Annotated in this window: 27 protein-coding genes and 1 riboswitch; of the genes, 14 read left to right on the top strand and 13 right to left on the bottom strand. The window is 41.3% G+C overall.

Annotated features, from left to right (window positions below):
* Positions 1-90: 90 nt before the first annotated feature.
* Genes gpmI through CKV81_RS01460 form a run of 5 tightly spaced genes read right to left on the bottom strand, consistent with a single transcriptional unit; the run spans position 91 to position 4,308 of the window.
* On the bottom strand, positions 91-1,620 hold the full coding sequence (gene gpmI / locus CKV81_RS01480; protein ID WP_095069714.1) for a 2,3-bisphosphoglycerate-independent phosphoglycerate mutase: 1,530 nt from the start codon (positions 1,618-1,620) through the stop codon (positions 91-93).
* Positions 1,621-1,651: 31 nt separating this feature from the next.
* Positions 1,652-1,945: a Trm112 family protein gene (locus CKV81_RS01475; protein WP_095069708.1), complete on the bottom strand. Its 294-nt coding sequence runs from the start codon at positions 1,943-1,945 to the stop codon at positions 1,652-1,654.
* 1 nt (position 1,946) lies between these two features.
* On the bottom strand, positions 1,947-2,546 hold the full coding sequence (locus CKV81_RS01470; protein ID WP_095069705.1) for a thiamine phosphate synthase: 600 nt from the start codon (positions 2,544-2,546) through the stop codon (positions 1,947-1,949).
* On the bottom strand, positions 2,543-3,583 hold the full coding sequence (locus CKV81_RS01465) for an AIR synthase family protein (protein ID WP_095069703.1): 1,041 nt from the start codon (positions 3,581-3,583) through the stop codon (positions 2,543-2,545). The genes CKV81_RS01470 and CKV81_RS01465 overlap by 4 nt, the downstream gene beginning before the upstream one ends.
* Positions 3,583-4,308, bottom strand: a complete 726-nt coding sequence (locus CKV81_RS01460; RefSeq protein ID WP_228410790.1) for a class I SAM-dependent methyltransferase — start codon at positions 4,306-4,308, stop codon at positions 3,583-3,585. The genes CKV81_RS01465 and CKV81_RS01460 overlap by 1 nt, the downstream gene beginning before the upstream one ends.
* Before the next feature lie 86 nt (positions 4,309-4,394).
* Positions 4,395-4,486, bottom strand: a riboswitch (TPP riboswitch).
* Positions 4,487-4,614: 128 nt separating this feature from the next.
* On the opposite strand from CKV81_RS01460, the gene CKV81_RS01455 reads away from it, so the two are divergent.
* The 7 genes from CKV81_RS01455 to CKV81_RS01425 all read left to right on the top strand — a co-directional run bounded on the left by CKV81_RS01455 (position 4,615) and on the right by CKV81_RS01425 (position 11,082).
* Positions 4,615-4,938: a translation initiation factor gene (locus CKV81_RS01455; protein ID WP_095069699.1), complete on the top strand. Its 324-nt coding sequence runs from the start codon at positions 4,615-4,617 to the stop codon at positions 4,936-4,938.
* Positions 4,939-4,983: 45 nt separating this feature from the next.
* The gene (locus CKV81_RS01450) at positions 4,984-5,838 is read left to right on the top strand and encodes a nucleoside phosphorylase (RefSeq protein WP_095069697.1); all 855 of its coding nucleotides are present in this window, start codon (positions 4,984-4,986) and stop codon (positions 5,836-5,838) included.
* Between the two features lie 750 nt (positions 5,839-6,588).
* A complete protein-coding gene (locus CKV81_RS01445; protein WP_095069695.1) occupies positions 6,589-7,668 on the top strand; it encodes a glycosyltransferase in 1,080 nt (359 codons plus the stop codon).
* On the top strand, positions 7,668-8,807 hold the full coding sequence (gene glf, locus CKV81_RS01440) for a UDP-galactopyranose mutase (protein ID WP_185116908.1): 1,140 nt from the start codon (positions 7,668-7,670) through the stop codon (positions 8,805-8,807). Before CKV81_RS01445 ends, glf begins: the two co-directional genes overlap by 1 nt.
* A 10-nt stretch (positions 8,808-8,817) precedes the next feature.
* The gene (locus tag CKV81_RS01435) at positions 8,818-9,975 is read left to right on the top strand and encodes a glycoside hydrolase family protein (RefSeq protein ID WP_185116907.1); all 1,158 of its coding nucleotides are present in this window, start codon (positions 8,818-8,820) and stop codon (positions 9,973-9,975) included.
* The gene (locus CKV81_RS01430; RefSeq protein ID WP_095074128.1) at positions 9,944-10,429 is read left to right on the top strand and encodes an adenylyltransferase/cytidyltransferase family protein; all 486 of its coding nucleotides are present in this window, start codon (positions 9,944-9,946) and stop codon (positions 10,427-10,429) included. The genes CKV81_RS01435 and CKV81_RS01430 overlap by 32 nt, the downstream gene beginning before the upstream one ends.
* Before the next feature lie 245 nt (positions 10,430-10,674).
* Positions 10,675-11,082, top strand: coding sequence for a hypothetical protein (locus tag CKV81_RS01425; protein ID WP_095069691.1), 408 nt, complete (start codon positions 10,675-10,677; stop codon positions 11,080-11,082).
* 403 nt (positions 11,083-11,485) lie between these two features.
* Here the strand turns inward: CKV81_RS01425 and CKV81_RS01415 are convergent, their stop codons facing one another.
* A complete protein-coding gene (locus CKV81_RS01415; RefSeq protein ID WP_095069687.1) occupies positions 11,486-12,040 on the bottom strand; it encodes a DNA-3-methyladenine glycosylase I in 555 nt (184 codons plus the stop codon).
* Between the two features lie 140 nt (positions 12,041-12,180).
* Between CKV81_RS01415 and CKV81_RS01410 the strand changes: the two genes are divergently transcribed.
* Positions 12,181-12,513, top strand: coding sequence for a hypothetical protein (locus tag CKV81_RS01410; protein WP_095069685.1), 333 nt, complete (start codon positions 12,181-12,183; stop codon positions 12,511-12,513).
* A gap of 146 nt (positions 12,514-12,659) precedes the next feature.
* Here CKV81_RS01410 and CKV81_RS01405 read toward each other — a convergent pair whose 3' ends face one another.
* Positions 12,660-13,688, bottom strand: coding sequence for a threonine aldolase family protein (locus CKV81_RS01405; protein ID WP_095074126.1), 1,029 nt, complete (start codon positions 13,686-13,688; stop codon positions 12,660-12,662).
* Between the two features lie 107 nt (positions 13,689-13,795).
* On the opposite strand from CKV81_RS01405, the gene CKV81_RS01400 reads away from it, so the two are divergent.
* From CKV81_RS01400 to CKV81_RS01385, 4 genes are all read left to right on the top strand, one after another.
* The gene (locus CKV81_RS01400; RefSeq protein WP_095069683.1) at positions 13,796-14,995 is read left to right on the top strand and encodes a pyridoxal phosphate-dependent aminotransferase; all 1,200 of its coding nucleotides are present in this window, start codon (positions 13,796-13,798) and stop codon (positions 14,993-14,995) included.
* Between the two features lie 96 nt (positions 14,996-15,091).
* Entirely contained in the window at positions 15,092-15,724 is a 633-nt protein-coding gene (locus tag CKV81_RS01395; protein ID WP_095069681.1) for a peroxiredoxin, read from the top strand.
* Positions 15,725-15,796: 72 nt separating this feature from the next.
* The gene (locus CKV81_RS01390) at positions 15,797-16,105 is read left to right on the top strand and encodes a thioredoxin family protein (RefSeq protein ID WP_095069679.1); all 309 of its coding nucleotides are present in this window, start codon (positions 15,797-15,799) and stop codon (positions 16,103-16,105) included.
* A 46-nt stretch (positions 16,106-16,151) separates the two neighbouring features.
* Positions 16,152-16,403: a DUF6952 family protein gene (locus tag CKV81_RS01385; RefSeq protein WP_095069677.1), complete on the top strand. Its 252-nt coding sequence runs from the start codon at positions 16,152-16,154 to the stop codon at positions 16,401-16,403.
* Between the two features lie 59 nt (positions 16,404-16,462).
* Here CKV81_RS01385 and CKV81_RS13535 read toward each other — a convergent pair whose 3' ends face one another.
* The 5 genes from CKV81_RS13535 to uvrA all read right to left on the bottom strand — a co-directional run bounded on the left by CKV81_RS13535 (position 16,463) and on the right by uvrA (position 21,533).
* Positions 16,463-16,930, bottom strand: a complete 468-nt coding sequence (locus CKV81_RS13535; protein WP_258454441.1) for an LptM family lipoprotein — start codon at positions 16,928-16,930, stop codon at positions 16,463-16,465.
* 75 nt (positions 16,931-17,005) lie between these two features.
* Positions 17,006-17,500, bottom strand: coding sequence for a GNAT family N-acetyltransferase (locus CKV81_RS01375; protein WP_095069675.1), 495 nt, complete (start codon positions 17,498-17,500; stop codon positions 17,006-17,008).
* Positions 17,501-17,568: 68 nt separating this feature from the next.
* Positions 17,569-18,090, bottom strand: a complete 522-nt coding sequence (locus CKV81_RS01370) for a DUF421 domain-containing protein (protein WP_095069673.1) — start codon at positions 18,088-18,090, stop codon at positions 17,569-17,571.
* Positions 18,091-18,103: 13 nt separating this feature from the next.
* On the bottom strand, positions 18,104-18,703 hold the full coding sequence (locus tag CKV81_RS01365) for a hypothetical protein (protein WP_095069671.1): 600 nt from the start codon (positions 18,701-18,703) through the stop codon (positions 18,104-18,106).
* 1 nt (position 18,704) lies between these two features.
* Positions 18,705-21,533, bottom strand: a complete 2,829-nt coding sequence (gene uvrA / locus CKV81_RS01360) for an excinuclease ABC subunit UvrA (RefSeq protein WP_095069669.1) — start codon at positions 21,531-21,533, stop codon at positions 18,705-18,707.
* Positions 21,534-21,815: 282 nt separating this feature from the next.
* Here uvrA and CKV81_RS01355 point away from each other — a divergent pair, with 282 nt between their 5' ends.
* Together CKV81_RS01355 and CKV81_RS01350 are read left to right on the top strand one after the other, a co-directional pair.
* Entirely contained in the window at positions 21,816-22,682 is an 867-nt protein-coding gene (locus tag CKV81_RS01355) for a sigma-70 family RNA polymerase sigma factor (RefSeq protein ID WP_095069667.1), read from the top strand.
* Positions 22,683-22,806: 124 nt separating this feature from the next.
* Positions 22,807-23,649: a universal stress protein gene (locus CKV81_RS01350; RefSeq protein WP_095069665.1), complete on the top strand. Its 843-nt coding sequence runs from the start codon at positions 22,807-22,809 to the stop codon at positions 23,647-23,649.
* Positions 23,650-23,651: 2 nt separating this feature from the next.
* Here CKV81_RS01350 and CKV81_RS01345 read toward each other — a convergent pair whose 3' ends face one another.
* Positions 23,652-24,233, bottom strand: a complete 582-nt coding sequence (locus tag CKV81_RS01345) for a Crp/Fnr family transcriptional regulator (RefSeq protein WP_095069663.1) — start codon at positions 24,231-24,233, stop codon at positions 23,652-23,654.
* Between the last annotated feature and the right edge of the window lie 4 nt (positions 24,234-24,237).

The following is a 24,237-nucleotide window of genomic DNA, read 5'->3' as shown; positions in this document are numbered from 1 at the left end:
TTATTTATGGCATAATTTTGCAGTTTATTTTAAACATAAAAAAAATCAGCGCCTTAAAACGCTGATTTCAAAAATATTAAAGATGTAATTTTATTTAATCAGGATTTCTCCAGTCATGATTTCCGGAACCTGAATTCCCATCGCTGTTAGAATTGACGGCGCTATATCACCAAGTTTTCCGGGTTTCAGATTCCAGGTTCTGTCTTTATCCATCACGATTAAAGGAACCAAATTAGTCGAATGCTGGGTGTTTGGCGAACCGTCCGGATTGATCATCAGATCGCTGTTTCCGTGGTCAGCAAGAATGAAAACGGTATAGCCGTGCTCATAAGCCGCGGTGGCTACCTTGGCGATACATTTATCTACAGTTTCGGCAGCTTTCACCGCAGCTTCAAAAACGCCGGTATGCCCTACCATGTCGGTATTTGCAAAATTTAAACAAATAAAATCTGCCGTTTCACCTTCTATTTCAGGCAAAATATTTTCGGTAATGTCATAAGCCGACATTTCCGGTTTGAAGTCGTATGTAGGAACATCTTTCGGGCTTGGGCAAAGGATTCTTCTTTCACCGTTGAAAGCCTCTTCCCTGCCGCCGGAAAAGAAAAATGTCACGTGCGGATACTTTTCGGTTTCTGCAACACGGATTTGGGTTTTGCCGTTCTGTTCCAGGATTTCGCCCAAAGTCCCGGTAAGTACTTCTTCATCAAAAACCACTTTTACGTTGCTGAAATCCTTGTCATAATTGGTCATCGTGATATAATACAAATCCAGCTTATGCATCCCAAATTCGGGATAATCTTTTTGTGACAGTACCTCGGTAATCTCACGACCTCTGTCTGTCCTGAAATTGAAACAGAAAACAACATCGCCACTTTCAATTGTTGCTGCAGGAAGATTGCTTTCTTTCAGATGGATCACCGGCTTCAGGAATTCGTCCGAAATTCCTGCATCATATGAAGCCTGAATGGCACCCAACACGTCATGAGTCTGAATACCGATGCCGTTAACCATCGCATCGTACGCCAGCTTTACACGCTCCCATCTCTTATCGCGGTCCATCGCATAGTACCTTCCGATCACTGATGCCAGTTTCCCACCGACATTCTGCATGTGTGAAAGAAGGTCGCTTATAAATCCTTTCCCCGAATGTGGATCGCAGTCGCGGCCGTCTGTAAAAGCATGAACGTAAACCCTTTCTGATACTGCGTTTTCGTGGGCAGCAGTAAGTAAACCTTTCAGGTGGTTGATGTGTGAATGTACACCCCCATCCGATGCTAAACCGATAAAATGGATGTTCTTATTATGTTCTTTGGCATAATCGAATGCTGCCGTAATCTTATTTTCTTTTCCTAAAGTCGCGTTTTCAACCGCCATATTCAGTTTTACCAGATTTTGGTAAACGACACGGCCGGCGCCAAGATTCATGTGCCCCACTTCAGAATTTCCCATTTGTCCGAAAGGCAAACCTACACCAAGGCCGCTCGCTTCCAGGGTGGTATGCGGAAATTTTTCGTAACAGGAATCCATAAACGGCGTATTTGCCTGGTCGATGGCAGAGACTTTCGGATCGGTTCCCAAGCCCCAACCGTCGAGGATTGCCAATAAAGCTTTTTTAGACATTTTTTTCGATATTAGATTACTGCAAAATTAATCAATTCGAATCAAAAGAAAGATTATTATCGCCCTGTTTTGTATCATGGGGCAAACGGAACTGCGGGGAAGATTTTAAGCCCCATTTTTCAAGTAATGGTTGTTCTAAGCTAAATTCCCTGTACTCATCCGGATTCATAATTGGAACGCCTTTTATGATCGGATAAATTCTCTGGCATTCGGTACAGACAAAGTAGCCTTCGGTGATTTTATCTTCGTTTTGTGTGATGATGTGGAGCATTAAATCCTGCTTGTCGAACGGGCAGCAAAGCATCTCCACAGTTGAAATTTTCATTTTATGAATTTAATAATGTTAAATATTGTTTTAAAGCTTCTTCCGGGTGTTGCGCACCTAAAATTCCCGAGGCCACTGCAATGCCGTCGTACGGCACTTCTTTGAGTTTTGAAATATTTGCCGGATTGATGCCGCCTGCCAAAAATATCTGTCCTGAAAACATTTGCCGGCTTTCTGTGATGGTTTCAAAATTTACAAACTCGCAGCTGTTTGCCGTTACCGAAGGGAACAACGAACAGAATGAAATATAATCTGCACCCAATTCTTCGGCCTGACGGATTTTTTCAAGGTCATTACCGGTGGTAAAACCAAGCATCATCTGGCTTCTCACGGAACGGAATTCCCCGAAATCCACTGGCTGCTCATCGAAATGCACTCCCGAAAGATTCAGTTCTTCCGCAAGTCGCCAGTTTTGATTGATCAGCACCGGCACTTTGTGATGACGGCAGAGATCACTTATTTCTTCAATAAACTTTTTGTCATAGAGATTTCCCCAAAGCTGTACCGCAAAAATTTCGCTGTACGGTAAAACCGATTTCAACGATTCCTGTAAATGGTCCGGGTTCTGAGATATGTCGGCAATGAGATAAACAGATTTCATTTCCAGTTTTTTTGAAGTGCATTATAAAAAGCAGCCCAGTACGAATCGGTTTCCGGATGTTTGTACTCCTTAATTTCATGTTCAGAAATAATCCTGTACCCCGAATTTTTCTCCTTTACAGTTCCGATGACCGCACAGCTGATATTTTCTGAATTTAATTTTGTTAAAAGGTTTTCTGCACCATGAGGTTTTACCGTTATGATCAGAGATCCAGCACCTACACTCTGGAAGGCATCATAACCAAACAGTGCAGACATTTTCCCGGTTTCCTCATCAATAATGATTTTGGACTCATCAATTTCAAAACCTTTATCTGAAGCGTGCATCATTTCGTACACCGCACCAAAAATCCCGCCTTCAGTGACATCGTGCATCGCAGTGACGCCGTCAGAATTCGCTGCAATCAATGCTTCTTTCAAAACCGAAGTCTGCTCGAATTTACCGCTTGTTTTCAGCCAAAAATCTTCACCAAAATGTTCTTTCACCGTTTCAGGAAAAGACTTCGAAAGAATGGCCGTTGACATCATTGCGGCGGATTTGGTCATTATAATCAAGTCGCCGTCCTTAGCGTTGGCAGAGGTAAAATATTTGCCGATATCTCCCACTGCAAACATGGTGATTCCGCCCGCAAATGTGGAATTTTGGCCGGGAACAAAGCCGGTATGGCCACCCACGATGCTGATCTGCAGTTCATCACAGTAATGATGCGTATAATCCCAGTAATCTTTAAATTCTTCCGCGCTCATGGTGTCCGGAAGGTTTAAAACAACCTGTGCAAACTGCGGTGCATAACCGGAAGTGGCAATATCATTGGAAGTAAGAACTACCGAAAGCCATGCGGAATCCTTAGCGCCCAACCCCGGAATAAAAGACATCGGGTCACTGGCAGAAATAAGGATTTTTCCTGACCCCAGGTCAATCACAGAAACATCCACACCGAATTTGGGTTTCATCAGGATTTCCGGCCTTTGGAAACCACACTTTTCAGAGATGTTCTGCTTGAAGAAATCGAGGTTTATTTTTCCTGCCTTTGCCATTATTCCACATCTAAAAACTGAACATACAGCCCGAAGAAATCACCGTAAGGGACATTCCACTGCTGCACAGGGAACCATTTGGGCAAACCTGTGGCGGACCACCTTATGATGTATTTTCTGCCTTCCAAAGCTTCATGAATAATTTTTTGAAGCTTGGCCGGCGTGTAAAACGTTGCCGTTACGTAAAACGGATTTTTCCCGAACATCTGCTGCACTCTCCTTCTGAGGACTTTTGGTGAGTTCCGGTTCATCATGCCCATTGCGATGCCGTATTTGGCTACTCTCGCAGCTTCGCGGATCACTTTTACCGGGTCTTTATAATATTCAAAAGTGGTGATGAAAGCCAGTGCATCAAAAGTATGGTCGCGAAACGGCATATGGTGCGAATCAGCCATCACCAAATCACCCGGAAACAGACGGATCGCCTGCGAAAGCATCAGCGGAGAAATATCTGCACCATAAGCTTCGATCCCGATGTTGTGCCACCATCTGGTAAAACGTCCGGTACCGCAGCCAAACTCGAGCAGTTTGTTGATGCGTCCGTCTTCGGTAACGAGTTGCTCCATTACTTTTTTCTGCCATATTTCGGCTCTCTTGTAGCGGCCTTCGTACCAAAGTTCATAAGTGTCGGTGTGTTCCCTGTTGAAAAACCATTCCGGGCGGTTTTGCCAGCTTTTAAACTGCTCGGGAATCAGCACGCCCTTGCCTGTGTTTTGTAGTTCCAAAATTTTAAGTTTTAAAATAAATTATCTTTCAAAACCTGATCAAGAAAATGCATAAACGGATACAGTTATGGAACAGAAATATCCATAAAAAAGAATCTCAGCATCCCTCCGCAGGTATTATCCCAATCAGGTTTTCCGGGTATCATCTCAGCTTTTCACAGCACCCCGTGCTCATTTGACAAATTTAACAAAAGTTTTCGGATTAAAAGCATGTTAAAGGCTAATTGCCGAAAGATTAAACGCTATTAACCTTCAAAAAAACTATAATAGGAAGGCGTATTGGAATTTTAATATTAAATTTACATTATGGATTTAAGAGACCAACTAAAAAACCTTTTCCCTGACCACCAAGAACAGGATTTTGAGATGCCCGAAGAGAAATTTGTGCAAAGAGAACCTCTGGTTTGCAAATACGAGAAAAAAGGCCGCAACGGTAAACCCGTAACGCTGATCGAAGGTTTTGAAGGGAGTGATGAAGAGCTGAAGAAAATTTCAAAAAAGATAAAAACCACCCTCGGAATCGGCGGCTCCGAAAAAGACGGCACCATCATCATACAGGGCGATAACCGTGATAAAATCATGGAAATCCTGAAAAATATGGGTTACAAAACGAAACGTGTCGGAGGGTGATTACTCTGAGTTGAACTTATATTGAATAATTTTAAACAAAAAGATATGCTGAATAAACTCGCAGCTTCCGAGCTGGTGCTGAATGATGACGGAAGTGTTTACCACCTGAACCTTTTGCCTGAAGATATTGCCCAAAAAATTATTTTGGTCGGGGACCCCGACCGTGTGCCAAAGGTTTCAAAATATTTTGACAAAATTGAAGTCAGAAAAAATAAAAGGGAATTTTATACCCATACCGGAACACTGCGCGGCGAAAGAATCACGGTGATGTCTTCAGGGATCGGTACCGAAAATATCGATATTGTGATGAATGAGCTTGATGCACTGGTGAATATCGATCTTAAAAACAAGGAATTCAAAACAGAACATACTGCACTTGAGCTTTTCCGCCTGGGAACCTGCGGTTCTGTAAACGCCGACATAGAGGTTGACAGCATGTTGGTTACTGAAAATGTGGTGGGACTTGACGGACTTCTTCATTTTTATCCGGATTATGAGTTTGAGAACGATTTCTCAAGAAATTTCCTTGATAAGTTCCCATATGAGAAGATTAAAGGAATGCTCTATTTTTCGGATTGGGCAGAAGATATTTCCGGCTATTACAAAGAGGCGCAATACCACGGCAATACAGCGACCTTCCCAGGATTCTATGCGCCACAGGGAAGACAGCTGCGTTTAAAAGCTTTGGATGATCAATTTCTTGAGACTTTAAACGACCTTGGCGTTTCCAATTTCGAGATGGAAACTTCTGCAATTTACGGTCTGTCGAAACTTCTTGCCCACAAAGCACTAACCGTAAACAACGTCGTTGCGAACCGCCGACGCGGCGAATTTGTGGCGGATCACCACACCTCCGAAAAAAGAATGATCGAGTGGGTTTTGGAAAGAATAATCAGCTAATATAACCAGGGCGGAATGCTGAGGGCTTGCCTGCGTTCCTGCTTCCTGCTGATTTTTTTACCTGTTTTTCTTTCGTATATCCTTGTGGCCTTATTTTATATTTCTCCATAGTAAGTCCATAGTAAGTCCAATGTATCTCTATTAATTTATTGGAGATATTTTAGATTTAAAATTTATTTGATATATACTTTGATCGATGATGAGCACGGGTAAAACAGAAGCTCGTATAACATACAAGCGTTCACCAAACTGATTTCCAAATATGGAAAATTGAAAGTGTGGAATCAGCGCACTGGATTTTGACTGTGGGGGCTCCTCCGGTTTACAGGGAAATTTAGCAACGATGCGGAATGCTTTTCCGGGATTTATTTGTGGGCCGGGTGAAAAAATATTTTATTGCCGGTAACCAATTCCGGCAATATATTTCTTAATATGAAGACTCCGACGCAACAGTCACGCAACATCTGCAAAGTGATGATGATTTTTGTCTCAATGATCACATGTCAACCAAAATGACAATAAAATGTACTAAAATTTTTATCTATTTTGAAAAAATAAAACAATCCGTTTAGCGTATATTATCGTTAATTACAAAAGTTGTTACATATTTATCAATTATATTTCCGCATTTATCACTTTACTGCATCATGGTATCAAGTTTGATGACGGTAACCAGGGCCAGTTGTTGCATAAAAGATACACAAGGATCCTGATTCTCCCATTTTACAAACCAACATTAAAAATAATATTATGGAAATTACTGTTCAACCCTATTCCGGAGAGGAATATGATATGATCGTCTTTTGTCATCTCCGCTGGGATTTCGTCTATCAAAGACCACAACACCTTATTTCAAGGCTTGCCAAAGACCGTAAAATCTTAGTCGTTGAGGAACCTGTTCAAACAAAACTCAATGGAAAAGGCTCCTTTGAGATCCGGAAGATTAGTTCAAATATCCATGTTTTTCAGCCGCCTGTGAATAGTATTGAAGAGATCGGGCCATATCTCCGCAAAAGGCTAAGTTCTAAATCTTTTGAGATAGGTTGGTTCTATTCACCAGCTTTCGTTTCTGTTTTGGAACATCTGGATTTTGATACCGTAGTTTACGACTGCATGGATGAACTTTCACTATTCCGTGGTGCACCAAAACAATTGATAGACCAGGAAAATCAGCTCTTGCAGGCTGCCGATGCAGTGTTTACCGGCGGAAAATCCCTTTATGAGTCTAAATCGCAAAAGCACCACAATGTGTTTTGCTTCCCTAGCTCTGTAGATTTGGATCATTTTTCCAATACGGACTTAGAAAAACCTGAAGACATGCGCAACATCCCATCTCCGATCGTTGGCTATTACGGCGTTATTGATGAACGAATTGATCTTGATCTTCTTCATAAAACTGCGATAATGAGCCCTGAATTTTCTTTCGTGATGGTAGGACCGCTTTGCAAAATCAGCGAAGCCGATCTTCCCCGGACAAATAATATTTTTTATCTCGGCATGAAATCTTATGAAGAACTTCCGGCTTATCTGAGTTATTTCGATATTGCCATGATGCCGTTTGCTTTGAATGATGCTACCAAATTCATCAGCCCGACAAAAACGTTAGAATACATGGCGGCTTCCAAGCCGATCATTTCAACCAAGATAAAGGATGTGGTTAGAGATTACAGCGACTGCATTATGTTGGTTGAAAATGCTGAAGAGTTCCATCATGCAGTTCAGAATCCGCACTCTCAGTTTCAGAAAAGATACCATGAAATTCTGGAAAAAACGTCCTGGGATACAACCGCTGCGAAAATGAGTTCCATCCTAGAAAAAATATTGATATAATGAAGGAAGACATATTAATTATAGGTGCCGGAATTTCAGGTGCTACCTTGGCAGAACGGTACGCTTCTATCGGAAAAAAAGTTGTGGTTCTTGAAAAAAGAGGCCATATCGCAGGCAACTGCTACGATGAATATGATGAGAATGGAATTTTGGTTTCAAAGTATGGAGCTCACTTGTTTCACACCAATGATGCCGGTGTATGGGAATACGTACAGCGTTTTGCAGAGTGGTATCCGTGGGAGCACAAAGTCATTGCAAGAGTAGATAATAAAACCGTTCCAATTCCGGTCAATATCGATACGGTAAACATCTTATTTGGCGAAAACATCAGTACGGAAGACGAAATGAAAGCCTGGCTGGATAAAAACCGGATTCCTTTTGATAAACCTAAAAATGGAGAAGAAGCCGTTATGAACCGAGTGGGGCCTGTGCTGTATGAGAAAATGTTTAAACATTACACGAAAAAACAATGGGACAAATATCCGGAAGAACTCAATGCTTCAGTGCTGGAAAGAATACCGGTGCGTTACAACCACGACGGGCGTTATTTCTCCGACACGTACCAGGCATTACCTAAAGGCGGATATACAAAAGTTTTTGAAAATATGCTGAACCATCCTAACATTACCGTGATGCTGAATACGGATTATTTCGATGTAAAGGATCAGTTTGAGGGTTTCGAAAAGTTGTTTTATACCGGGCCGATTGACCGTTTTTTTGAATTTCAGGATGAGATGATGGAAAAGCTCGAATATCGATCCATTAATTTTGTTACCGAACATTTGGATCAGGAGTTTTTTCAGGAAAATTCTGTAGTGAATTATCCAGGCCAAGAAGTGGATTATACCAGAATTATAGAATACAAACATTTCGGGAATCAGCAGTCTCCCAAAACCAGTATTGTAAAAGAGTATACTGTAGACACTGGCGAACCTTACTATCCGGTTCCGAACGAAAGAAATCAGCAGATTTACGAGAAATACAAGGAGAAAGCCGATCTGTTACAGAATGTATATTTCGTAGGAAGGCTGGCTAACTATAAGTATTTTAATATGGATCAGGCATTCAGAAATGCCCTCGACCTGTTTAACAGTTTAGAAGCATCAAATCTGAAACCGCATGACAAATCCTTTGTTTAAAAGTTATTTTATGGGAGGATTTGAATGTGCCGACCACATCAACCGAACGGGGCAGCGTGTCAATCTCCTGAAAGAAACCCAGCATGACATTCGTGCGGAAGAAGATTATATTCTGCTTAAGAATCTTGGAATCCTCACTGTACGAGAAGGAATTTGCTGGAGTGAAGTGGAACAGTATCCCGGAGTTTATGATTTTTCTGAAGTTGGGAAAAGAATGAATGCAGCGCAGAAACACGGAGTTCAGCAAATCTGGGATCTGATCCATTTTGGATATCCGGACGCACTCTACCCTACTCATCCTCATTTTGCAGACCGTTTTGAAAACCTGTGCCGTGCTTTCACAAAGTTTTATCTTGAAAACAGTGCCGGTCCTTTGTTTGTTGTTCCTGTGAATGAGATAAGTTTTCTTTCCTGGTTTTCGGGAGATGACCGGGGAACCGTGCCTTTTGCTGTGAACAGCGGCTGGGACATGAAATATCACCTATGCAAGGCAGCAATACAGGGAATTAAAGCGATGAAAGAAGAACTTCCCGACTGCAAGATTGTACTGGTAGAACCCCTGATCAAAATTCACAGCGACGGCGAAGCAGACGAAGACCTTTTCCGAAAAAACGAATATCAGTTTGAAGCGATGGACATCATCGGCGGACGCATGTGCCCTGAACTGGGAGGCGATGAAAGTTTTCTGGAAATACTCGGCTTCAATTATTACTGGAACTGTCAGTGGCGCGGGAATGCCAACAGTCTCTTCTGGCCCGATAACAATAACGAGCGTATCCCATTGAGTGATCTCCTTACAGCAGCCTATGAGCGTTATAAGAAACCGATTTTTCTCTCCGAAACGGGCCACTTTGGAGAAGGAAGAGTACCTTGGCTGGAAGAAATTAGCGAGCAATGCCGTATTGTTCTGAAAAACGGGATCGATTTTCAGGGCATTTGCATTTATCCCGTAACTGACAGGCCGGACTGGGATGATCTTTCCGCTTACAGCCAATGTGGCCTCTATGATTTGGACATCCAGGGAAACAGAATTCCTCATCAGGAATCTATTGCTTGTCTCCAAAAAGAAATCTCAATTTTGAACCAACACCCTCATCTTTTCAACTTAAAAAAAGAAGATTATGAAATCACGAAAAATAAAAACCGGCATCACTTTCAGTTGCTTTGATCTGCTGCACGCCGGGCATATAAGAATGCTGGCTGAAGCCAAATCCCAGTGCGACTATCTCATTGTAGGCCTTCAAACCGACCCTACTATTGACCGGCCGGAAAAAAACAAACCGGTGCAGACCGTTGTAGAGCGGTACACACAGCTGAAGGGCTGCCAATATGTAGATGAAATTATTCCCTACACCACGGAAAGAGATCTGGAAGATATTCTGAAACTGTATCAGATAGACATCCGGATTCTGGGGGATGAATACAAAGACAAGAATTTTACTGGAAGAAGTTTCTGTGAAGAAAATGGAATCACGCTTTATTATAACAAAAGGCACCATCGGTTTTCCAGCACGCTGCTCCGTTCGGAAGTGTATAAAAAGGAAAAGGCAAAAAATCTCCCTGCTGATGTGCAGCCGGAAATAACCTCTTCACAATTTAGCAAAAACGGCAAAATAACTTAAAGTAAAGCAGTAAAAACCATAATAAACCGCCTCAAAAAGAATGATTGAGACGGTTTTTTTATTTTAAATAAAGCAAATCCAAGAGCGTTATTGTAGCATATAGCTAATTCACTTGAAATTTGAGCTCCATTAGCTCTTGAGAATTTACTTTACCCAACGGATCACAGGGTAAAAAAGTTTCTGTAACAACATTATCCGGAACTTCTGCCTATACATCTCAGGTTGGAACTTCAATTTACGACGATATGTTTTATGGCAGTATTTCGAACTCAACATGGGCTGGAGACACTTATAATATTGCATACAGCGATAACCCGGCGAACATCAAACAGGGAGAAAAAGCAATTCAGTGGAACGCGAAGGCATGGTCTGCTTTCCAGATTGATAACAGCCCTAATATACCTTCTGCGTCTAAAGGGATTAGATTCTACATAAAATCCGCAGCTCCAATCAGTAACGGAATCAAACTCATATTAAACTATAGCTGGGCTGCCACTCCAACGATTAGTTCAGAAACAGATTATAAGTATATTGAAATTCCATGGTCCGAATTTGGACTTGCATCTGCTCCTGCAACAATGAATTTAACATTTAATCACGCTCAAGGAGAACCAAACGACATCTATTTGGATGACATCGGATATTACTACTGATATGTTAATCAGCTAAAGAGGCAGTTATATTCTGCCTCTTTTTTTACCGGATCATTTTGAACAAGCCAAATTATTTTTAATGACGTGTAAGATCCCCCAAAAACCAACGGGGACCGCGAAAATTTGGATTCTCCATGCAACCCAAACTGCAATTGCAGCAAACGTGAGAAAAATTTTATGTTGTAAAAGTTTACAGCATGAAGATACTTTTGAACGGAAGCTTCGGGAGTTTTTTTTGAGTTTTACGTGCTTAATCGACGGAAAAATTCAAAGCGAGTGGCGAGGCTTCGGAAGAGTCTCTTTTTTTGGATCGCTTTTAGTTAAACACAGTATTACTAAAGTTTACGTTGAATATATATTCTAATGCTCAAAGGCACCTTACTTTTTAAACTGCACGGCATTTTCACTTACAATGGCAATCCACCAAGTGATCACAGATCATGCCTGTCGCCTGCATGTGTGCGTAAACGACTGTGGAACCCATGAACTTGAATCCGCGCGTTTTTAAATCCTTTGCCAAGGCATCCGAAATTTCCGATGTCGCCGGCACATCTTCTAGTGTTTTGGGGTGATTGATGATGGGCTGGCCATTCACAAAACTCCAGATGTATTTTGAGAAGGTCCCGAACTGCTTCTGCACCTCCATAAACCTTCGCGCATTATTGATCGTGGCCGTTATTTTCATGCGGTTTCTGATGATTCCCGTATTCTTCATCAGCTCTTCCACTTTTGCTTCGTCATAGGCAGCAATCTTTTTATAATCGAAATCATCAAATGCTTTTTTAAAGTTCTCCCGTTTCGAAAGTACGGTGTACCAGCTCAGTCCCGCCTGAAAACTTTCAAGGGTCATAAACTCAAAAATAGTCTCATCGTCATACACCGGTTTTCCCCAGATATGATCATGGTAATCCCTATACAAATCGTCCTTTTCGCACCAGCCGCACCTTATTTTTTCCATTTTCAGTATTTTAAATTTAAATTTACATAATTTCCATTTTAAAGTGGTTTAACATAACCTTAACTCTTTTGAGCCTTAAAATTGTATAGTTTTACATAACAATAAATCAATAAAATATTAATTTTTTAAATCACAAAATTATGGACAACCAAGATTACAACAAAGCAGAAAATGCGGTTGAAAAAGCAAAATGGACAGTAAACGATTATGCAGACAGAGCTAAGGACTATATCCGCGAACAGCGCGAAAAGAATCTTGAGCCAACTGCAGAAGGCTGGATGGACCGTGCAAAAGAAAATGTTTCAGATGCGTGGGAAGACACTAAAGATGCGGTATCAAATGCTTGGGAAGAAACCAAAGACTGGGCAGAAAACGCCTGGGATAACACCAAAGACGCAGCTGACGATGCTTGGGATGCAACCAAAGATGCCGCGAGTGATGCAAAAAACGAAATAGATAAGGCAACCAACTAATCTATAGTTTTTTATATTTCAAAAGAAGGAAACCAACTCAGACTTGGTTTCCTTTTTTTTATACAATCATCTGAGATTTTAGGAAAGTGGTACAGAGCAGGAATGTAGCCCAGCTCGGGCAAGATAAATGAGCGCCCAGCCCTTATTCAAAGTTTTTTAATTTCCTGTATATATCTTTCGATAATTTCATCCTGTGTAGCCCAGGACGTGATCAAGCGAATTGCCGACTTTTCAGCATCGATCTTCTTCCAGACATAAAAATCATAATTTTGGTAAAGTTTTTCGATCTGATCATTTTTTAAAACGGGAAAAATCTGATTGCTGAACGTTTCTGTAAGGAATCCGCAACCGATCTCCATAAACGCGGCTTTGAGTTTCATCGCCTGCTGATTGGCATGAGCGGCAAGCTTAAAATACAGATCATCTTTCAACAGTTCCAGAAACTGAATTCCTAACAATCTTCCCTTCGCCAGCATTGCGCCTCTCTGTTTGATGTGGAAGCCAAATTCTTCCTGCAGTTTTTCATTGACGATGACGATGGCCTCGCCGATCAGAGCTCCATTTTTTGTTCCTCCCAAGTAGAAAACGTCAACAAGTTGGGCCACTTCTTCCAGCGTCAAGTCATTGGTTTCGGCAGTTAAAGCGTGTCCCAGCCTCGCGCCGTCCATAAACAAATAAAGGTTCTTTCCTTTACAAAAGTCAGATAACTCCTGAAGTTCCTTTTTGCTGTACACTGTTCCTATTTCCGTGGAATTTGAAATATAAACCACCTTTTGCCGCACCTGATGCGGTATGTTGGTGTGTACATCCAAGACCTCCTGAATATCCTGAGGACGAAGCTTACCATCAGCTGTTTCTACGCCGTGAACTTTATGTCCGGTCGCTTCTATTGCACCGCTTTCATTGGTAAAGATATGCCCCGTAAAGGCAGAAACCACGCTTTCGTGGGGCCGTAAAACAGATGAAATAACGATCAGATTCGCCTGGGTTCCACCTGAAATGAAATGAACTTTCGCTTTTGGATTATTGATTTTTTGCTGGATAAGCTTTTCAGCTTCCAGACAATATTCATCGAGCCCATAGCCGTTTTGTTGCGCGAGATTGGTTTCAATTAAGCGTTCTAAAATCCTCGGATGGCAGCCTTCGGAATAATCGTTCTTGAATGAGTATTTCATTGTTTTTGTGTTGTTGTAAAAGTTTTCAGTGAGTAAATTTAGCATTTACTTTACTTTTTTAAACAGGTTTTTGTCCTTATCTTTGCTAGGAGCAGACAAGAATTTTAATGGAAAAATTATCAGACCGCCTGAATCGCCTCAGTTATTCGCAGACTTTTGTGATGAGTAATAAAGCCCGTGAAATGAGGGCAAACGGAATAGATGTCATCAGCCTTACCTTGGGCGAGCCCGATTTCGATGTGCCGGAAAATATAAAAGAGGCAGCCCACCAGGCAATCAACGAGAACTACAGCCACTACTCTCCTGTTCCCGGTTTCCCTGAACTTCGTGAGGCAGTTTCGCATAAACTGAAAAGGGATAATAACCTGGACTATAAACCATCACAGATTTGTGTTTCCAATGGTGCAAAGCAGGCAATCATCAATGTTTTAGCAGCTTTGATTAATGACGGCGACGAAGTGATCCTCCCGGTTCCGTATTGGGTAAGTTATGATGAAATGGTGAAAATGATGGGTGGGACTTCGGTTTTTATTAAAACAAGTTATGTCAATGATTTCAAAATTACGGCGGAGCAGCTGCAGGAAGCCATCACACCGAAAACCAAAGTGCTTCTGTACAGTTCGCCGTGCAACCCTTCCGGAAGTTATTACACTTATGATGAACTGAAAGCCCTGGCGGAAGTCATTGCGAAAAATCCGCACGTTACGGTGATTTCGGACGAAATTTATGAATTTATCAATTACGAAACCAAGCACAGATCCATCGCGTCATTTCCTGAAATTTATGAGCAGGTTGCGGTGATCAACGGTATGTCCAAAGGTTACGCGATGACCGGCTGGAGAATCGGCTATTCGGCGTGCCCGGAATGGCTCGCAAAAGCCTGCGACAAAATTCAGGGACAAATGACGAGTGGTGCAAATACCATCGCGCAAAGAGCTGCGATTACGGCGCTAAAAACTGATCCGTCCGAGTATAAATATATGATCGATGAGTTTAAGAAAAGGAGGGATTTGGTTTATGATTTAATGAAAGAAATTCCCGGGTTTAAGGTGCTTTTACCTAAATCAGCCTTTTATTTCTATCCGGATATTTCCTTTTATACCGGTAAAAAACTGAACGGAACAGAAATTAAAGATTCTGATGATTTCGCAATGTTCCTGCTCGATCATGCCCATGTAGGGTCAGTTGGCGGCGTATCGTTCGGCAGCCCCGAATGCATCCGTTTTTCGTATGCAGCTTCGGAAAAAGATTTGACAGAGGCGATGAGAAGAATCCAACACTGCCTGAATCATGTTGAAATCTCGTAGAATAACTATGATAGTTTTTATTTATTAAAATAAATTTTTTAATAGACATTTTCTTATTATATTTGCAGTAGAAATAACTTTTAAAAACAAAATATTATGTCATTAGTAGGTAGAAAATTCCCAAACATCACAGTAGATGCAATTTCAGAAATGGGTGACGACTTGAAGATTAACATTTTTGAAGAAGCTACAAAAAACCAACAGAAGATTCTTTTGTTCTGGTATCCAAAAGATTTCACTTTTGTTTGCCCGACTGAGTTACACGCATTCCAGGAAGCTTTAGGCGAATTCGAAAGCAGAAACACAAAAGTTATCGGCGCATCCTGCGACACCAACGAAGTTCACTTCGCATGGCTGAACACTCCCAAAGACAACGGCGGAATAGAAGGTGTAACCTACCCGATCCTTGCTGATATGCACAGACAGTTGGCCAACACTCTTGGAATCGTAGATCAGGATTTCGAATACGATGAAGAAGGCAACGAAACTTTTACAGGATCAAACGTAACTTACAGAGCAACTTACCTGATTGATGAAACCGGAAAAATCTTCCACGAAGCTGTAAACGATATGCCGCTTGGCCGTAACGTAAAGGAATTTTTAAGACTGATCGACGCTTACACTCACGTTCAAAAGCATGGCGAAGTATGCCCTGCAAACTGGGAAGAAGGTAAAGAAGCGATGACCGCTGACAGAAATTCTACAGCTGAATATCTTTCAAAACACTAATCAAAAAATCAGTTTTCAAATTTTGAAATTACAGATTTGGGAACGTGAAACATTAAACAAAATATCATTAATATGTACAACGAATTAACAGAAGATACTTTGCAGGATGTTGTTGCACAGAACGAAAAAGTAGTCGTGCAATACGGCGCATCATGGTGCGGAAACTGCAGAATCATGAAGCCAAAATTCAAAAAGCTGGCCTCCGAGAATGAGGATATCCCATTCTATTATGTGGACGCCGAGAAACTGCCTGAGAGCCGTAAATTAGCAAAAGTTGACAATTTGCCCACATTTGCCATCTTTAAAAACGGTGAGCTGGTAAATCAGGTTCAGACCAACCAGGCTGAAGGTTTAAATAATTTATTCAACGAATTGAAATAACAACCAAAGCCTTTCAGAAATGGAAGGCTTTTTAAATTAAAATAAGATGAAAATTCCAATTATAAGACAATTTTATCAAAGCCAGAATCCTGAAAACCTTGAAAAAACTCTAGAAGTCTTAGAGAGCTTCAGCGAGTTCAGAGGTGTGACGCAAGAGGATTTGGACGTTGCCGGCGAGCTTATTACCAACATTTGCGGTGCCCTGGAAGTTCACTCCAACGTGCAAAACGGTATGACCGAAAAAGATGCACTCAACGTGTTTGCACAAAAAGTTTTGGGAAGCATCGATAAGGAATAGTTAAAAAAAATAAAGCGGGAAAAAATTCCCGCTTTATCATTAGTGCCTGTTACGATAGACTATTTTTTCTTCTTGTAATTTTTGTGGCGACCTTTATTTTTGCCATAATCATCATCATAGTCTCTCCATCTTCTGTCGTTTTCATAATATCCGCCCTGTCTCTTTTTCATTTGGCCAGGTGCGTAATCCTTAGCTCTTCCGCCGTAGATTTTCTTGGCCTGTCCCGGAGGTAACTGCTTATTGTTTCCGTAAACATTACCGCCTCTGCTAAGAATTCCCGGACGGCCGTAAACCCCGTCTCTACGTATTACTCTACCGTTTTGGTAAACATTACCATTGGCGTCTCTGTATATATCTCCCTGCCTGTAAACTGTTCCTTCAGGAGTTCTGTAAACGCCACCGCCCGGATAGGAGCCCGTAGGGTAACGGTCCGGATATTGGTTTCCGTAGTATGGACCGGATGATCCACATGATGTCAGTGCCAGTCCCAGCCCGACAACTAAAAATATTTTAAATATTGCTTTCATTTTAAGTAAATTCAATGTTCGCAATACAATTTTCAATTGTCATGCCAAATCGTGAAAATTTATACAATACACAAATTACTTTACAACATTACTTCGTCGCTCCATCAAAAGGATGTCGCGCCATCTGCCGTCCATTTTCGCAATTCTTTCACGAGTACCTACAGTCCGGAAACCTAATTTTTGATGAACAGCAATCGAAGCTGAGTTTTCAGGAAAGATACCCGACTGCAGTGTCCAGAAACCGTGCTCCTCGCTGTCGAGAATAAGTTTCTTCATAAGGACAGTTCCAAGACCTTTGCCCTGATGGGCGTTGTCAACATAAATGCTTACTTCGGCTACACCGCTGTAGCAGTCGCGGTAGCTTACGGGCTTCAAAGCGGCCCAACCCACTGTATTTTCGTTTTCATCTTCAAGAATCCAGCGGCAGGTACGGAAGAAATTCATGTCCCAGCTTTCCCAGGTTGGCGCGTCGCGGTCAAAAGTCGCATTACCGCCGTCAATGCCCTGTTGGAAGATTTCTAAAACCCTTTTTCCGTCCGTAGGAAGCATTTCTCTTATTTCGTAATTCATTTTGTCTGATGGAGTTCTGTTAGTGTTTAATTTGCTGATTTAAAGAAAGTCTTATTAATTTAGTTCATTTAAATCCTGTGAGGTTTTATTGGATATTTCCTTTTATGGCGTGAGAAATTTGTGGAATGACCGTTGTTTTTATCCATTGAAATCACGCTGATATTGCCGTCCACCTCCAGAATGGCGAGTTTTACGTCTTCGGCTTTTTCCACACCGTGTTCGCGGATGGCTTCTTCCAGTTCTTCCACTGAGATTTCCTGCTGTTTCATTTTCTGCAGGTCAACAATGCCGTCTTTAATAAGTATTTCAGGCTCGTCCTGAATGAGATGTCTGATGTATTGATTTTTAAACATGAACTTCTTTAAAATGAAATTCGCCACAAAAAGCACCAGCGCCGCAACCAAACCGCCTTCCAAAGAGGTGTTTTGCCCAACCATGGCATTTTGTACCGCATTGGAAATCAACAAAAGTAAAATTACATCACCTGCATTCAGCTGCGAGAGTTGATTTTTACCAAAAAGCCTGATCGCAAAAACCATAAAAAGGTAGACGGCGAGCGATCGGAGTGTGACATCTAAAAGTTCATTCATAATCCCAGTAATATTACAGCCCTTCGATTATTCTTTTTCTATCTAATTCTTCCAAAATGAATTTCGCGTCATCCTCATTAATATATTTACTTTCATAAAGCCAATGTATTCTGTTTTTTTGAACTTCAATAGGAAGTAAATTATCAATTTTATAATATTCTTTTATGAAAAAATCTCTTTTTGAATTTAAAATTTCAGCAATAAAACCATCAACCTCTTTTTCGGATTTATGGTCGTAAAAGAATAAAAGAGGCTTGATACCATCAAGTTTTTTTATATTTTCCGATTTAAGTGATTTTCCAAAAATGGCAACCAAAACGGTAAAAATTACTATAAAAATAAAGAGTACAATTTTGCCACCTGTAATTGTTAAACCAAAACTGTCATCAAGCAAAGCCAACAAAAATATAATATTGAACAATGAAGAAAATAAAAGTAAAATAACCGCTGTATCTGGTGAGTTTCTATAAATAAGAGTCTGTGTACCGATTTCTTCAAATGGAACTTCATATTGTTGAATTTCATTTTTAGAATTCAATTTTACAAGAACTCCTTTCTCTGTAATTTGGAATGATCTTTTATCCCTTTTGAAATTTTGTTCTAGATATTTCATGCTACATTTCCTTCTTTAAAAACTTACCCGTCAAAGATTTTTTGGATTTAATGATCTGTTCCGGTGTACCTTCTGCAACGATGGTTCCACCGTGTTTTCCGCCTTCAGGACCAACATCAATGATATAATCGGCCAATTTAATCACATCCATATTGTGTTCAATAATGATGAAAGAATTGCCTAAATCTACCAGTTTGTTGATCGCGTCCATCAAAATTTTCACGTCTTCGAAATGCAGTCCTGTTGTAGGTTCATCCAGAATGTAAAGCGTATTCCCAGTTTGGCGTTTGGAAAGTTCGGTCGCCAGTTTGATGCGCTGCGCTTCGCCACCACTCAAAGTTGTGGATTGCTGGCCTAAAGTGATATAGCCCAAACCAACGTCCTGCAAAGTTTTTACTTTATTAAAAATTTTGGGAATCGGTGCAAAAAATTCCACTGCTTCATCGATCGTCATTTCCAGAACATCGGAAATGGATTTTCCTTTGTAACGTACCTCCAAAGTTTCGCGGTTGAAGCGCTTTCCGTTGCAGGTTTCACAGTGCACGTAAACATCAGGGAGAAAATTCATTTCAATGACCTTCAAACCCCCGCCCTGGCAAGTTTCGCAGCGTCCGCCTTTTACGTTAAAGGAAAATCTCCCCGCTTTATAGCCACGGATTTTGGATTCGGGAAGTTCGGCAAAGAGATTTCGGATATCGGTGAACATTCCGGTATAAGTTGCCGGATTGGAACGCGGCGTTCTGCCGATCGGCGTTTGATCCACATCCACAATTTTATCGATATTATCAAGGCCTTCAATGCTTTTATAAGGCAAAGGTTCCTGTACAGCGCGGTAAAAATGCCGGTTCAGAACCGGGTAAAGCGTTCCGTTGATGAGCGAAGATTTTCCGCTTCCTGAAATTCCTGTCACCACAACAAGTTTACCCAGCGGAATTGTGAGATTTACATTTTTTAAATTGTTTCCGGAAGCACCTTTTAAAACGATGGACTTTCCGTTTCCTACCCTTCTTTGTTCAGGAATTTCAATTTTCCGTTTTCCGGAAATATAATCTGCGGTAATGGTTTTTGCTTTTTTTAGATCTTCAGGCTTTCCCTGCCAAAGAATTTCGCCCCCAAATTTTCCCGCACGCGGACCGATATCCAGAATTTCGTCGGCTTCCATAATCATGTCTTTGTCGTGCTCAACAACAAGGACGGAATTTCCAATGTCACGCAAATTCTTCAAAGAATTGATCAGTCTTTCATTGTCTCTCTGGTGAAGGCCGATTGAAGGTTCATCCAGAATATAAAGCACATTTACCAACTGCGAACCGATTTGCGTCGCAAGCCGGATCCTTTGAGACTCACCACCGGAAAGCGTTCTGGAACTGCGGCTCAAACTTAGATAATCCAAACCCACATCAAGCAGAAACTGAAGCCGTGTTTCGATTTCTTTCAAGATCTCATCGGCAATAATTTTATTTTTTTCAGAAAATTTCGGCCTGACCTGATGAAGCCATTCTTTTAAATCGGCCAAACTCAGCGCATTGACTTCCGCAATATTTTTTCCGTCAATTTTAAAGGATAAACTTGTGGGTTGCAGGCGGGTTCCCTTACATTCAGGGCAGGTTTCTTCGGTGGTAAAATGCCTTTCCAGCAAAACTGCGTCGTAACTTTCCTTATCCTCGATCATTTCTTCGATCGTGGGAACCAGACCTTCAAAATTCACTTTGATTTTTTTGGTAATTCCGGCGTGCTTCAGTTCTTTGCTGACGTCTTTGTGAGCGCCGTAATACATCAGTTCCAGCGCTTCCTTCGGAATTTCCTTAAACGGCGTTGAAAGATCCTTATCGAAAACTTCGAGAATATTTTTGATTTGTCCTAAAATCCATTTGTTAGATTTTATGTCTTCCAACGGCAAAAGAGCGCCCTGGTTGATCGACAGCTTCGGATTTTCTACAAAATAATCGGCATTCACTTTTTTGATGGTTCCGAGTCCTTTGCAGTTCGGACAGCTGCCTTTTGGTGAATTGAAAGAGAATGTGTTCGGTTCCGGCATGGCCAAAGAATGGCCGGTTTCATCGTCCATCAGGTTTTTTGAAAAATATTCAATATCCGTACTGCCCAGTTTTTGAATTCCTATAATTCCCTCACCCATTTCCATCGCTGTACGGAGTGATTTCTCCATGCGGTTTTCTGTGGCGCTTTCGCCGATAATCCAGCGGTCGATAACGATATCGATATCGTGGGTTTTGTACCGGTCGAGTTTCAGATCGTATTCGATGTCCTGAAGTTCGCCGTCAATTCTCGCCTGCCCGTATCCTTTCTTCGCCATCTGCACGAAAAGTTCGTGGTAATGTCCTTTTCTGGAGCGCACCACCGGTGCTAAAAGCATAATTTTTTCCCCTTTGTAATTTTCCTTGATGGCATCCAGAATCTGGTCTTCGGTATAGCTGACCAGTTTTCTGCCTGAGGAAAGTGAGTAAGCATCGGAAACCCTCGCAAAGAGCAGGCGCAGGAAATCGTAAAGTTCTGTCACCGTTCCTACCGTAGACCGCGGATTTTTATTTGTGGTTTTCTGTTCGATGGCGATTACGGGAGAAAGGCCTTCAATCTTGTCGACATCAGGTCTCTCCAGTCCCCCAAGAAATTGCCTCGCGTAGGCGGAAAAAGTTTCGATGTAACGTCTTTGACCTTCAGCGAAAATGGTATCAAAAGCCAGCGAAGATTTCCCTGAACCGGAAAGTCCGGTAATTACAACAAGTTCGTTGCGCGGAATCCTGACATCAATATTTTTAAGGTTGTGCTCACGGGCCCCGTAAATTTCTATATATTCTTTTTCTGAGTGCATTATTCGAATTGATTTTATCCCGTAAAATTCCCTTTCACGGAATCTACAAAAATACGTAAAATAGGTAGAAAAAAAATGATGTGATTTAGGTTTAAATGCAATTGCTGGCCTTTTGGAAATCCGTATAATTCCCGTTCACCAGACCACCAATAAATGCACAAAGAAAGCCGGATTGACATCCTAAAGCATAATTTTATATTAAGAAGTGATTATACTGTAACCTTTTCTTCTTTTGTATCGTATATATAATTGCAGCCCAGAAAAATGGTTGTATTAGTTTAAATGAGACAGCTAAAAATTACTAAACAGGTTACCAACAGGGAAACCGCATCGCTAGACAAGTACCTACAGGAAATCGGGAAAGTGGAACTGATCACCGCAGACGAGGAAGTAGAACTGGCACAAAGAATCCGCGCCGGCGACAGAGCCGCACTGGAAAAACTCATCAAGGCCAACCTTCGTTTCGTCGTTTCAGTATCCAAACAGTACCAAAATCAGGGACTTTCACTACCGGATTTGATCAATGAAGGAAATCTGGGACTGATGAAAGCCGCTAAAAGATACGATGAAACCAGAGGTTTCAAATTTATTTCATACGCTGTTTGGTGGATTCGTCAGTCGATTTTGCAGGCACTGGCAGAACAGTCGAGAATTGTAAGGCTTCCGCTCAACAAAATTGGTTCCATCAACAAGATTAACAAAGCTTACGCTCACCTTGAACAGGAAAATGAAAGACCGCCTTCCCCGGAAGAACTGGCTGAAGTACTGGACATGAGCGAAGACGACATTAAGGAATCCATGAAAAACAGCGGCCGCCACCTTTCAATGGATGCACCGCTTGTGGAAGGAGAAGACAGCAACCTCTACGACGTTTTGCGCTCCGGTGAATCGCCAAGCCCTGATAAAGACCTGATGCTGGAATCTCTGCAAATTGAGATTGAAAGAGCATTACAAACGCTTACGCCAAGAGAAGCTGATTTGGTAAGACTGTATTTCGGACTGAACGGGAAACACCCGATGACTTTGGAGGAAATAGGTGAAACTTTTGACCTTACGAGAGAAAGAGTGCGCCAGATTAAAGAAAAAGCCATCAAAAGACTGAAACACAATACCAGAAGCAAGATACTGAAATCTTATCTTGGTAAATAACTTTTAACGGATAAAAAATTAACTTTCCCTCACCTTAGGTGGGGGATTTTGCTTTTATAAATAACGCCGGTAAATTTTTTATTTTGATTTAATATCCGTAAATTTAAGGAAGAAATACAGCTTTATGGAAAGAATTTTAGTTACCACCGATTTTTCTGACAATTCAGCATCTGCGATACATTTTGCAAAGAAGTGGGCAGAAAAGCAGAACCTCTGGCTTGAGTTTGTTTACGTTATGCAACCCGAAAGGGCAAGAGAATGGGATGAGAGCGACTTTAATAAATTCATCAAACATGAAACGATGATTTATGAGGAAAAACTTAAAAATTTTGTACAGTCCGCTTTCAGTAACGAAAATCCTGCGCCTGCAAATTCAACTTATACCGTCATCACTGGGATTACAGCAGACAATACAATTATAGAGTACTGCAACCAAAATCCTGAAATCCGATTCATCTGTATCAGTACAAGAGGTGCGGGTGGATTAAAGAAATTTCTTGGAACCAATACGGGTAACCTGATTGTTAAATCTGAAATACCCGTCATCGCAGTGCCAAGCAACTACGATGTCTCCAAGTTTGAAAAAGTTCTGTATGTCTCAGATCTCACAAAATATCACGATGAAATAAACAAAGTAATTTCGATCGCAACACCGTGGAAAGCGCCGATTGATGTCTTAAATTTCTACTGGCCAAATGAAGACGCGGCTGATGAAATTTTGCGACAGGAACTTTATGCGAAAGATTATGAATACGGTTTCAGCCTGAAGTTTTTTCCACATCATGTAAGTAATACGCTGGCTGAAAATATCCAGCATTACATCAATGAAAACAAACCCTCATTGGCAGTGATGTTTACCCAGAAACAAAGAACGGAACAAACGTTCTGGCAAAAACTTCTTAATCCGAGTAAAACTGAAAAGGTTTCTTTTGAGATCCAAGTTCCTTTGCTGGTATTTAAGAAATAGAATCAACCTTTCGCCTTCACCAGTTCTTTACGGACGCGGCTCAAACTTTCGGGTGTAATTCCGAGGTAAGAAGCTACCATCCACTGCGGAACCCGCTGAAGCAGATCGGGGTACATCCGGATAAATTTCAGGTATCGCTCTTCTGCGGTTTCGGCCAGCAGGGAATTTACGCGGTCCTGAAGTCCACGGATATGCTTTTGCAGCAATAGATCATTATTGGCAATACTTTCGGGAAACTGCATCTTTAAATTGGCAAAAAAATCCGGGGTAAGAAAAAGAATTTCCGAATCTTCCACGGCTTCGATGTAGTATTTGGATTTTTCGTTGAAATAAAGTGAACTGCGGTCGCTCATTATCCAATTTTCCGGCGCAAACTGAATAATGTGTTCCTTCCCGTTTTTATCAAGGGAATACATTCGCAGCAAACCTTTTTCCACAAAATAATTGCTTTGACACACCTCTCCTTCCTGCAAAAGGAACTCACCCTTCTTCACAGGTTTCATAGTGTAGTAGGCACCGCAGTTTGCTGTTGCTTCCTTCGGTATTTCCAGGACTTCGGAAAGATAGTAATCGATATTTTCCATAGAA

The sequence above is a fragment of the Chryseobacterium taklimakanense genome, assembly GCF_900187185.1.
Taxonomy (GTDB): domain Bacteria; phylum Bacteroidota; class Bacteroidia; order Flavobacteriales; family Weeksellaceae; genus Planobacterium; species Planobacterium taklimakanense.
Note: the sequence above shows the minus strand (reverse complement) of the source record. Positions and strands in the feature narration are given on the sequence as shown.

Coding starts and splice junctions, on each gene's coding strand:
- CKV81_RS01410 (WP_095069685.1), top strand. CDS start 12,181: ATGGACAACCAAGATTACAACAAAGCAGAAAATGCGGTTGAAAAAGCA.
- gpmI (WP_095069714.1), bottom strand. CDS start 1,620: ATGTCTAAAAAAGCTTTATTGGCAATCCTCGACGGTTGGGGCTTGGGA.
- CKV81_RS01470 (WP_095069705.1), bottom strand. CDS start 2,546: ATGAAATCTGTTTATCTCATTGCCGACATATCTCAGAACCCGGACCAT.
- glf (WP_185116908.1), top strand. CDS start 7,668: ATGAAGGAAGACATATTAATTATAGGTGCCGGAATTTCAGGTGCTACC.
- CKV81_RS01400 (WP_095069683.1), top strand. CDS start 13,796: ATGGAAAAATTATCAGACCGCCTGAATCGCCTCAGTTATTCGCAGACT.
- CKV81_RS01395 (WP_095069681.1), top strand. CDS start 15,092: ATGTCATTAGTAGGTAGAAAATTCCCAAACATCACAGTAGATGCAATT.
- CKV81_RS01375 (WP_095069675.1), bottom strand. CDS start 17,500: ATGAATTACGAAATAAGAGAAATGCTTCCTACGGACGGAAAAAGGGTT.
- CKV81_RS01445 (WP_095069695.1), top strand. CDS start 6,589: ATGGAAATTACTGTTCAACCCTATTCCGGAGAGGAATATGATATGATC.
- CKV81_RS01455 (WP_095069699.1), top strand. CDS start 4,615: ATGGATTTAAGAGACCAACTAAAAAACCTTTTCCCTGACCACCAAGAA.
- CKV81_RS01425 (WP_095069691.1), top strand. CDS start 10,675: ATGTTTTATGGCAGTATTTCGAACTCAACATGGGCTGGAGACACTTAT.
- CKV81_RS01405 (WP_095074126.1), bottom strand. CDS start 13,688: ATGAAATACTCATTCAAGAACGATTATTCCGAAGGCTGCCATCCGAGG.
- CKV81_RS01350 (WP_095069665.1), top strand. CDS start 22,807: ATGGAAAGAATTTTAGTTACCACCGATTTTTCTGACAATTCAGCATCT.
- CKV81_RS01415 (WP_095069687.1), bottom strand. CDS start 12,040: ATGGAAAAAATAAGGTGCGGCTGGTGCGAAAAGGACGATTTGTATAGG.
- CKV81_RS13535 (WP_258454441.1), bottom strand. CDS start 16,930: ATGAAAGCAATATTTAAAATATTTTTAGTTGTCGGGCTGGGACTGGCA.
- CKV81_RS01450 (WP_095069697.1), top strand. CDS start 4,984: ATGCTGAATAAACTCGCAGCTTCCGAGCTGGTGCTGAATGATGACGGA.
- uvrA (WP_095069669.1), bottom strand. CDS start 21,533: ATGCACTCAGAAAAAGAATATATAGAAATTTACGGGGCCCGTGAGCAC.
- CKV81_RS01475 (WP_095069708.1), bottom strand. CDS start 1,945: ATGAAAATTTCAACTGTGGAGATGCTTTGCTGCCCGTTCGACAAGCAG.
- CKV81_RS01370 (WP_095069673.1), bottom strand. CDS start 18,090: ATGAATGAACTTTTAGATGTCACACTCCGATCGCTCGCCGTCTACCTT.
- CKV81_RS01390 (WP_095069679.1), top strand. CDS start 15,797: ATGTACAACGAATTAACAGAAGATACTTTGCAGGATGTTGTTGCACAG.
- CKV81_RS01385 (WP_095069677.1), top strand. CDS start 16,152: ATGAAAATTCCAATTATAAGACAATTTTATCAAAGCCAGAATCCTGAA.
- CKV81_RS01365 (WP_095069671.1), bottom strand. CDS start 18,703: ATGAAATATCTAGAACAAAATTTCAAAAGGGATAAAAGATCATTCCAA.
- CKV81_RS01435 (WP_185116907.1), top strand. CDS start 8,818: ATGGGAGGATTTGAATGTGCCGACCACATCAACCGAACGGGGCAGCGT.
- CKV81_RS01345 (WP_095069663.1), bottom strand. CDS start 24,233: ATGGAAAATATCGATTACTATCTTTCCGAAGTCCTGGAAATACCGAAG.
- CKV81_RS01465 (WP_095069703.1), bottom strand. CDS start 3,583: ATGGCAAAGGCAGGAAAAATAAACCTCGATTTCTTCAAGCAGAACATC.
- CKV81_RS01355 (WP_095069667.1), top strand. CDS start 21,816: ATGAGACAGCTAAAAATTACTAAACAGGTTACCAACAGGGAAACCGCA.